Raw genomic sequence first — 9,412 nt, forward strand, 5'->3', positions numbered from 1 at the left:
ACCAACGGGCATGACGGCGTCTACTGCACCACGTGGTGCAATAGAGATGACATTGAACTTTGTAATGGCGGTTCCGAACGTGAGTTGTGCCTTTTCAGTAAGCGTGCGCGCGTCTGGGCCGTATTCACGGTCTGGCAACAGCAGCAAGGTGCGAGGTGATGAACCCGAGGTGGCTTTACGTCGATACAACGAGAGCGGGATTCGTTCGCTGGTGGATAGTCCTTTAGTGACGGGAACAATGATCTTTCCGCATTCAATTGGTCCGCATGGAAGCCACGCGATTTCATCTGTGGTTCCTTCCACTGCCTGAGCTGGTGAAGTTGGAATAAATGTGACCCCAAAGATGAGAGCTGCCCCGACGCAAATGGCTCGTAGTGGGCGCGCGATGATCACTTCGCAATTCTAGAGATTTTATCTGGCGAAGATTGCAACGAGAATTGGCGTGACAATGAGTCCGGGAAGCAAAGAACCCAGCTTGATCTTCTTGATTTCCAGGAGATTTAATCCAATTGCGAGAACTGTGAAACCGCCAGCAGCGAAGAGTTCGGTTCTCATGCGGTCATCAAGTAGCGAATCAATACCAGTGCCACCAAGTGTGAGAAGGCCTTGAACAACGAAAACACCGATGGCGCTAAACGCAGCGCCGATGCCATAGATGGACACAAAGATGATTGACATGAAGCCGTCGAGCGTTCCTTTGATGATGTACAACTGCGGCGTGCGACCACTGGCGTCTTCAATTGCTCCAAGAATTGTCATGGGACCAATACAGAACAACAAGGTTGCAGTGACAAACCCTTCAACGAAAGTGCTGGATTGATCTGACTTTTTGGCAAAGCGCTTCTTGAGGCGCTCGCCTATTCCTTCAAGACGTTCTTCAATGTGTAGTAGTTCACCGATGACAGCACCAATGACCATGCCGACAAGTGGGAATACCAAGTTGTGAGTATCCATGGCGTTGCTGATGCCCATGATGACAGTTGCAAGACCAATGACCTGCACCACGATTGTGCGAATGGACTCACGAATGCGATGGCCGATGAAATAGCCGATTGAACTTCCCACAATCACCGTGGAGGTATTGATGAGAGTTCCTAAGCCGCGCACAAGTTCTTACGCTACCGACACGGAATCTATGTGCCGTGGTTATCGTGGCTAGGTGCCAATTGTGCAATTATCCGCGGGTTCAACTGCAGTTTCTATCGATACTTCAGCTGGTGGACGCGTGTCGTCTCTGATTATGGACGGCACAGAGTTATTAGTAACCGCAGCAGAAGACACGCTGGGCTGGGGCTTGTACCCCATGGTTCCGTTTGCTGGCCGAGTGCGTGATGGCGTTCTGATGTTTCGCGGACTGCAATATGAATTGCCATTGCGATTAGCGCCAAATGCATTGCACGGCACAGTGCTTGATGTTGAGTGGACTGTTGTTGAACAGTTACCAGCAAAAGTGACTCTGAAATGCGATCTTGGATCTGACTGGCCATTTGCCGGAAGCGTGACACATGTGATTGATGTTGTTGATGGCGATGTGTTGTTCACGCTCACACTTGACGCACTAGAACCGCAACCTGCACAAGTTGGTTGGCATCCGTGGTTTTTGCCACCACGCCATTCGCACCACAACTTCACTGCCATGTTGCAACAAGATGTCAGCGGTATCACTACGAATCAACGCGTGCCTGTGCCTCACCGCAAATACGATGATTGTTTTGTAAAGCCGATCACGATGCCGTGGCTCACGATTGGTGACGTAAAGGTAGAAATTTCAAGTGACTGTTCGCATTGGGTTATCTACAACGCAAACCCAGCAGGTATTTGTTTCGAGCCACAATCGGGACCACCGAACGGCATTAACACCGAACCATATGTTGTGATGCCAGGTAAGCCACTTGTGCGACACATGGCGATTACACGTATTAGTTAGCCCACGTTGCGCGCATGCGACGCAGAGTTGCAGTGCGGATATCGCCCCAGGTTCCACCAAGGATGTTGCGCACGGTGCCAAGTGACGGCACTTTCTGGGTGCCATTTACTGTAGAACGCCACAGATCGAACTGATGACTTGCGCCGTGATGTGCTGGTTCACGCAGGAAACGCTCAACAAAACTGAATAGTTGTTCTTCATCCCATGTTCGTTCGTAATTCGAACGCAAGGCTTCACCACTAGAGACGCCGACCGAAGAACATGCTGCTGACCATGAGCCAAACAACTGCACAATGCGCGCAACGCTTGGGCCTTGAATGCGACCGCTGCGCAATAGTGCCGTGTATGCATTGTGTGTCAGTGGTGATGCCATGAGGTTTGCTGCTTGCAGTGCACCACGCGCACGATCACGCGTTACTGAAATAGTTTGTGATTCAACGCGCTCAGTTGGCTCTGTTAATTCGTTGTCACCAAGAATTAGCCATTCAACAGGACGAGCAGCTGTAGTGATTGCTGGTAGTGGCGCAGCAAGTGCGTCAGAAATTTCTTTCAGTGTTGCTCCCGGATGCGAGTTAAGAAATTCACTGATGCGCTCTGTGAGTTCAGAACGAACTTCAGCTTTTGTTTTCTTGGTGCGAGTGCGTGCTGTCTTTGCTGGTGCAGCTGGCGAATTGCCACCACCGAAGCGCAAGAGGAATTCGCCCAAAGTGCGCATATGACTGCGGCTTATGGTGTTGTTTTCATCGAGAAGGTCGAGTTCCGTAGCTGCCCAGACGACAGATTCAGGTAACTCCGCTACGGGAATGCGTTGTGTCACGCAATTAATCATATCTGCCTATTTATATAGTCCCCCCTATGACATATAGTCATCTCCATACACGAGGGGGCTCGCCGTGACAATCAGTTTGGATCATGAATGGGAATCACTGTTGCCGGTTGGCGACACACATCCGTATCGCACCGGCGCATGGCGTCCGCAAACACGCGAATGGACCGCGCGCGACATGCATGTTGAAGGTGAAATTCCTGCTGACTTAAATGGTGTCTACTTACGCAACACAGAAAACCCTTTGGTACCGAATACCGACCGTTATCACCCGTTTGATGGTGACGGAATGATTCATGCAATTTCGTTTCGCGAAGGTCATGCCGAATATCGCAACCGCATGGTGCGTACCGAAGGTCTAGCGACTGATCTTGCAGCAGGCGGGCCGCAGTGGTCTGGCTTAGCTGAATCGCCTTTAACTGCAGTGCGAACTGATGGTTGGGGTGCCCGTACACGTATGAAAGATGCAAGTAGCACCGATGTTGTGGTGCATGGCGGCGTAGCGCTTTCCAGCTTTTACCAGTGTGGTGATTTGTATCAACTTGACCCTGTAACGCTTGAAGAAAAGGGCCGCGCATCGTGGAGCGGTGCATTTCCCGACGCTGGCGTTTCTGCTCACACAAAGGTTGATGAAAAGACTGGCGAATTGTTGTTTTTTAATTACCAGACCACATACCCGTACATGCATTACGGCGTTGTGTCTCGTGAAGGAGTGCTGACGCATTACACGCCGGTGCCGTTGCCTGGGCCACGTTTGCCACATGACATGTGCTTCACTTCCAACTACTCAATCTTGAATGACTGCCCGTTGTTCTGGAAAGAAGATTTGATTCAACGCGGCATCTATGCAACGAAGTTTCACGAAGATATGCCTACAAGACTTGGTGTGATTCCTCGTCATGGAACCGATAAAGACATTAAGTGGTTTGATTGCGAGGCAACGTATGTTTTGCATTGGATTAATGCATACGAAGAAGGCGATGAAATCATCGTTGACGGTTACTTTCAGTTTGACCCCTCTCCCACCATGGGACCAGAAGCAACTGTTGATCAGCGCATGTTCCGCTTTCTTGATTTGTATGCAATGCAATCAAAGCCATACCGCTGGCGTTTGAATACGAAGACCGGTGCAGTGCGTGAAGGACTGTTGTCTGACACAGTTACTGAATTCGGCATGATTAACCCGCAGATTGTTGGCAAGAAATACGACTACGTGTATTCCGTTGTACCGACCGAGGGTTGGTTCACATTCGAAGGACTCATCAAGCACAATGTGACAACCGGCGAAGAGGAAACCTTCCGTTTGCCTTCCGGTGTGTACGCAAGCGAAAGTGTGTTTGCGCCTCGGCCGAATTCACGCAGCGAAGACGACGGCTACCTCATCACTTTCACCATGGATGTGGTGAACGATGTGAGCCACTGCGAGATCTTTGATGCCCTACGCCTCAGCGATGGCCCAGTGGCTCGAATACAGCTGCCAGAGCGCATTTGTAGCGGCACCCATGCCTATTGGGCAGACGCTGCAACCCTTACGCCGCAAGGGTAAGCCAACCTTTGGGGGTCATACCCCTTAATTATGACTGGATTAGTCGGGTATTAGATAGCCTGCCCTGATGCAGTTTCCGGTGAATCTCAACCTTCACGGCCGACCCGTCTTGATGGTCGGCGGCGGTCGCATTGCATATCGCAAAGTGGAACAACTTCTGATGGCTGACGCTGAAGTAACTGTGCTGTCGCCCATGTTCGTCGACGAATTCCATTCCCTTCCCGTGACATTGGTGCAGCGCGAATATGTAAGCGGAGATATCGACGCGTTTCGTTTGGTGATCACCGCTACCGGCAACATGCCCGTGAATCAGCAAATTTTTGATGAGTGTGAAGCTAAAGGAATTTGGATCAACTCAGCTGACGACCCAGACCGTTGTGCATTTACCTTGCCTGCAGCATTACGTCGCGGTGATCTGATGGTCACTGTGTCTACTGGTGGCGCTAGCCCGGCTCTTGCTTCGTGGTTGCGTTCACATCTTGAACTTTCGATTGTCCCTGAGTTTGAAGAAGTGGTGTCACGTCTTGCTATTGAGAGAGCACGTGTTCATGCTCAAGGTGAATCAACCGAAAATGTGCAGTGGCAACCAATCATCGCGGGTGTAATGGCAGACCTTGGTATGACATGTCCGGTAGTTCGCGAAGTGGAAACAGCGCAATGACAGTTCATCTTGTTGGTGCAGGCCCCGGAGACCCAGAACTTCTTACGGTGAAGGCCGTGCGCCTGATTGGCGAAGCAGACGTGATTGTTCACGACTATTTGTCGAATGATTCAATTCTTGAATTAGCTAAACCCGGCACCGAATTCATTGATGTGGGCAAGAAGCCTGGCAACCCAACGCCACAAGAGTTGATTAATGCCTTGTTAGTGCATCTTGGCGCACAAGGAAAGAACATTGTGCGGTTGAAAGGCGGCGACCCTTTCGTATTTGGTCGTGGCGGCGAAGAAGCACAAGCCTTGATGGAAGCGCGTATTCCATTCACTGTGGTTCCTGGCATTACTTCAGCCATTGGTGTGCCTGCAGCTGCTGGTATTCCAGTAACGCACCGCAATGTGTCGCCAGCATTCACAGTCGTTACAGGACATCGTGAAAATGGTGGTTCAACCAACATTGCGTGGGAAGCACTTGCGCAAGTGGGCGGAACAATCGTTGTACTGATGGGCGTGTCAGAACGTGCCCTGATTGCTGAACGCCTTATGGCTGGCGGCTTATTGGCCACCACCCCTGTTGCTGCAATTCGTTGGGGAACGCGCGCAGAGCAAGTAGTTGTGCGCACCACCTTGGGCGAATTGGGAACTGCTGCACTGAAGGCCCCGAGCACCATCGTGATTGGCGCGGTTGCCGCATACGAATTCTTGGATAGCTCAATAACCGATCATTTAGTGGCAGGTGCATGACATGCGTCGCTCTATTGATGTTGTTCAGATTGACGCCACAGATCTTCCCGATGGTCTAGAAGACACGACGCCCATTATGTGGACCGTTGCCGTGAGCGACGACTACGACGATGAAACACCTCGTGTGGTGCTGACCGTTGAACCACTTGGAGCCAACGGCGAGGGTTTGGTTGCACACCTTGCACCAGACAACGCACGCAGATTACGAAAAGCACTAGCAGATGCCCTCCGTGAGGTGGGCGAAAAGGAATAGCCATGACAATTGCAGAAGCCCCTATCCCGCGCGATCTTGATGCAGAACAACTGCGCGATATCGAACGATTCGAGATCGCCATTGATCAGTTCTTGAAAGGCGAAATTTCAGACGACGTCTTTCGTGTGATGCGATTGAACAACGGCATCTACGGCCAGCGCCAGGGCGGCACAGCACAAATGGTGCGCGTGAAGTTGCCTGCAGGTTCCATTACCCCGGAACAGTTCGATGTAATGGCTGACTTGTCATCAGAGTTCTCTCGCGGATGGGGACACATCACCACTCGCCAGAACATTCAGTTCCACTTCGTTGACCTTCGTAAGATTCCTGACTTGTTGCGTCGCCTTGCCGATGTACAACTCACATCACGTGAAGCATGTGGGGACACAGTGCGAAACGTAATGGCGTGCCACTTAGCTGGCGCGTGCCCATACGAAAAACTTGATGTCACACCATGGGCCGAAGCGGTGTATCGCCACTTCGTACGCAACCCACTCGGCCAGCGTTTGCCTCGCAAATTCAAGGTGAACTTCTCTGGTTGCTCGACTGACTGTGGTCAGGCAATGTTCAACGACGTTGGCGTTGTTGCGGCTACTCGCACTCTTGAAGATGGTTCAATCGAATCGGGATTCCGTATCTATATTGCTGGTGGACTTGGAGCAAACCCACACCCAGCGTTGGCATTGGAAGACTTCACATCACGTGAAGACCTGTTGCCAACTGTTGAAGCTGCATTGCGCGTGTTCGACCAAACCGGTAACCGTGACAACAAGTTGCGCGCCCGTATGAAGTGGGTTGTTGACCAGTTGGGAATTGAAGAAGTACGTCGTCGCGTTATCAAGATTCGTCACACTCTTCCTGCTTCATCTTCATGGCCAGGCGGAATTCCAACTGAGGTACGTACAGCAGGTGATGCACCAGCAGGTCGTATTGCAGAAGGCGAAGTGTCGCAGGTTGGTCAGAGCACCATCATTAACTTCACATCATCAGATCCGTTCCGTCGTTGGGAAAATGCAAGCGTTATTCGCGGTGCAGCTAACGGCACCGTTTCTGCAATTGCATATGCCCCACTTGGTGACATCACTGCAGATCAGTTCCGTGCGCTTGCACGAATTCAGCGCCACTTCAAGTCTGATGTTCGTTTGTCGAACCGCCAGAACGTAGTGTTCCGCAGCTTGCAGCCAAGCCAAATGCGCGAGCTCTACGACATGCTCGATGAAATTGGTATGGCACGCCCAGGCGCCGAACTTGCTCGTGACGTTGTTGCGTGCCCTGGTGCAGATACCTGCAACATTGCCGTTACTCAATCACGCGGACTTGCAAAAGCAATTGGCGACAAACTTGAAGAAGAAGGCCTCGCTGAAATTGGTGGAGTTCGCATCAACATTTCTGGTTGCACCAATAGTTGTGGTCAACACCATGCGAGCGACATTGGTTTCTTTGGCGCAGAGCGTCGTGCACACGGCAAGTCATTGCCCGGTTATCAGATGCTCCTTGGTGGATACGTCGGTGAAGAGCAAATTCACTTCGGTGAAAAGGCATTGCGTGTACCTGCAAAGGCAGCACCAGAGGCAGTTGCTCGCGTGGTTCGTCGCTTTGCTGCGGAACGCTCGGCTGCTGAAACCTTCCAGGGCTGGCTTGCCCGTTCTGGTGGAGCAGTTGCAGTAGCTGACGGCTTGCGTGATCTTGATGAGATTCCAATGCCAGATGCATCACCTGAGTTCTTTGTTGACTATGACGAGACTGGCCCATTCTCTGGCGAAGTCGGCGATTCGGAATGCGCAGTCTGATTCAGTAACAAACTGACAGAATGGGTGCGATGGCTCGTGACATTCGCACCGATACATACTTAGGCACAGTTGTGCATGTTGTGGCCGACCGCCAGAACAGACCAAACCTGCCCATTGCCGGTTGCCCCTTTTGCGTTGGTGGGCTTGAAGCGCCCGAGCCGTATTCAGTTCGTTCGTTTCCGAACCGTTGGCCAGCCTTGGAAGAGGGCTACTGCGAAGTAGTGCTGTACTCCCCTGACCACGAAGCCACGTTTGGCACGCTGACCGCTGACGAAGCCTTGTCTGTTGTGAACCTGTGGGCGCAGCGCACGCAAGCACTGCGCGAAATGCCAAACGGTGAGTACGTGATTGTGTTTGAAAACCGTGGTGCAGAAATTGGTGCGACAATCTCACACCCACACGGACAGATCTATGCGTTTGATCATGTTCCGCCACGCCCTGCGCGCATGATTGCTGCTGGGTGGGAACCTGTTGTTGCTTCAGCAGAACATGTGATTCTTGAAGTTGATGGGTGGCGCGTGTTTAGTGAATATGCAGCGGTGTACCCCGTATCAATTCGCATTGCGCCCGTACATCGCATCGCGGACTTGGCTGACATGAATGCTGTTGACCGTGCGGTTCTTGCTGCAACGTTGGTGCGAGCGTTTGCGGCTCTAGATGCATTGTTTGATGCGCCACTTCCCTACATGATGTGGATTAATCAGGCTCCGCGCATGCGTGATGACTGGCCGGATACATGGTTCAACATTGAAATCGTGTCACCATGGCGCGCACAAGGCCTCCCGCGATTTATTGCAGGCGTAGAAGTGGCAAGCGGTGAGTTCTTTAACCCGGTAGACCCTGTCGATATTGCGGCACGTCTACGCGCTCTCCTGTGATGCGAGTAGTTGCGCCTGGGCGCGTGAACCTAATTGGCGAACACACCGACTACACAGGTGGACTGGTATTCCCGATGGCAATCGACCGCTGGACAACCATTAATTACGACGTGACTGGTTCTGGAATTGTTCTTGACTCAGCTGATGAAGACGGCACTGTTTCCATTTCACTGGGGCAAACATTTGATGCTGCAATGACACTGACGTGGGGAAGGTACATAGGTGCTGTTGCATCACTACTGGATTCACCGCGTGGAATTTCAGGGCATGTCACCACCACGATTCCTGTTGGGGCTGGTTTGTCATCTAGCGCTGCACTTGAAATTGCAGTCGCGTTGGCGCTTGGTTGTGAATTGCCCACTTCAGAGTTAGCGCAACTGACACGACGCGCAGAACACATAGCCACTGGTGTTCCGACCGGCATTATGGACCAGTTGTGTATTGCTAGTGCCCGAGATGGCCACGGAACAATGATTGACTGTCGCACATTGGAAGTACAGCACGTGCCGATTCCTACTGATGTGAAGATTGTGGTTCAGTTTATTGCACACCGAACATTGGTTGGTTCCGCATATGCAGACAGGGTTGCCCAATGCGCCACAGCAGAATCAATCATCGGGCCACTACGAGACGCATCGTTGGCTGATGTTGCGACCATTACAGACGCGACCATTGCATCACGAGCTCGTCATGTGATTTCAGAAAATGCCCGCGTTATTTCTTTCGCATCAGCTTTGGCTAGTGGCGACTATTCGACTGCTGGGGAAATCATGTCCGATTGTCACCGCAGTTTG

The 9,412-nt window shown here is 51.8% G+C and carries 11 protein-coding genes; 8 read left to right on the forward strand and 3 right to left on the reverse strand.

All coding sequences use genetic code 11. The features are described 5' to 3' along the window. Together AC9UEO_RS12055 and AC9UEO_RS12060 are read right to left on the reverse strand one after the other, a co-directional pair. On the reverse strand, window positions 1-189 hold a 189-nt coding region (locus tag AC9UEO_RS12055), incomplete at its 3' end, for a hypothetical protein (protein WP_509533783.1). Window positions 190-411: 222 nt separating this feature from the next. Then, window positions 412-1,107: a DUF554 domain-containing protein gene (locus AC9UEO_RS12060; RefSeq protein ID WP_509533786.1), complete on the reverse strand. Its 696-nt coding sequence runs from the start codon at window positions 1,105-1,107 to the stop codon at window positions 412-414. Between the two features lie 61 nt (window positions 1,108-1,168). On the opposite strand from AC9UEO_RS12060, the gene AC9UEO_RS12065 reads away from it, so the two are divergent. Next, entirely contained in the window at window positions 1,169-1,927 is a 759-nt protein-coding gene (locus tag AC9UEO_RS12065) for an aldose 1-epimerase (protein ID WP_509533789.1), read from the forward strand. Here the strand turns inward: AC9UEO_RS12065 and AC9UEO_RS12070 are convergent. Next, complete coding sequence (locus tag AC9UEO_RS12070; RefSeq protein ID WP_509533791.1) at window positions 1,920-2,744, reverse strand: hypothetical protein; 825 nt, start codon at window positions 2,742-2,744, stop codon at window positions 1,920-1,922. The two genes, AC9UEO_RS12065 and AC9UEO_RS12070, sit on opposite strands and share 8 nt — an antisense overlap. A 76-nt stretch (window positions 2,745-2,820) precedes the next feature. Between AC9UEO_RS12070 and AC9UEO_RS12075 the strand changes: the two genes are divergently transcribed. The 7 genes from AC9UEO_RS12075 to AC9UEO_RS12105 form a co-directional block, all read left to right on the forward strand. Then, complete coding sequence (locus tag AC9UEO_RS12075; RefSeq protein WP_509533794.1) at window positions 2,821-4,299, forward strand: carotenoid oxygenase family protein; 1,479 nt, start codon at window positions 2,821-2,823, stop codon at window positions 4,297-4,299. A 67-nt stretch (window positions 4,300-4,366) separates the two neighbouring features. Beyond that, the gene (locus tag AC9UEO_RS12080) at window positions 4,367-4,960 is read left to right on the forward strand and encodes a precorrin-2 dehydrogenase/sirohydrochlorin ferrochelatase family protein (RefSeq protein WP_509533797.1); all 594 of its coding nucleotides are present in this window, start codon (window positions 4,367-4,369) and stop codon (window positions 4,958-4,960) included. After that, complete coding sequence (gene cobA, locus AC9UEO_RS12085) at window positions 4,957-5,697, forward strand: uroporphyrinogen-III C-methyltransferase (protein WP_509533800.1); 741 nt, start codon at window positions 4,957-4,959, stop codon at window positions 5,695-5,697. Before AC9UEO_RS12080 ends, cobA begins: the two co-directional genes overlap by 4 nt. Window position 5,698: 1 nt before the next feature. Beyond that, window positions 5,699-5,950 carry a hypothetical protein gene (locus AC9UEO_RS12090; protein ID WP_509533803.1) on the forward strand — a complete coding sequence of 84 codons (252 nt, stop codon included), beginning with the start codon at window positions 5,699-5,701 and terminating at the stop codon, window positions 5,948-5,950. Between the two features lie 2 nt (window positions 5,951-5,952). Then, the gene (locus tag AC9UEO_RS12095) at window positions 5,953-7,740 is read left to right on the forward strand and encodes a nitrite/sulfite reductase (protein ID WP_509533807.1); all 1,788 of its coding nucleotides are present in this window, start codon (window positions 5,953-5,955) and stop codon (window positions 7,738-7,740) included. A gap of 29 nt (window positions 7,741-7,769) precedes the next feature. Then, window positions 7,770-8,618 (forward strand): galactose-1-phosphate uridylyltransferase, encoded by an 849-nt coding sequence (locus AC9UEO_RS12100; protein WP_509533810.1) that lies wholly within the window; start codon window positions 7,770-7,772, stop codon window positions 8,616-8,618. Further along, window positions 8,618-9,412 (forward strand): galactokinase (locus AC9UEO_RS12105; protein WP_509533812.1); only part of this gene is annotated, 795 nt, incomplete at its 3' end. The genes AC9UEO_RS12100 and AC9UEO_RS12105, both read left to right, overlap by 1 nt.

Origin of the sequence: Limnohabitans sp. (genome assembly GCF_040401495.1) — a bacterium.
Classification (GTDB): Bacteria; Pseudomonadota; Gammaproteobacteria; order Burkholderiales; family Burkholderiaceae_C; genus Limnohabitans.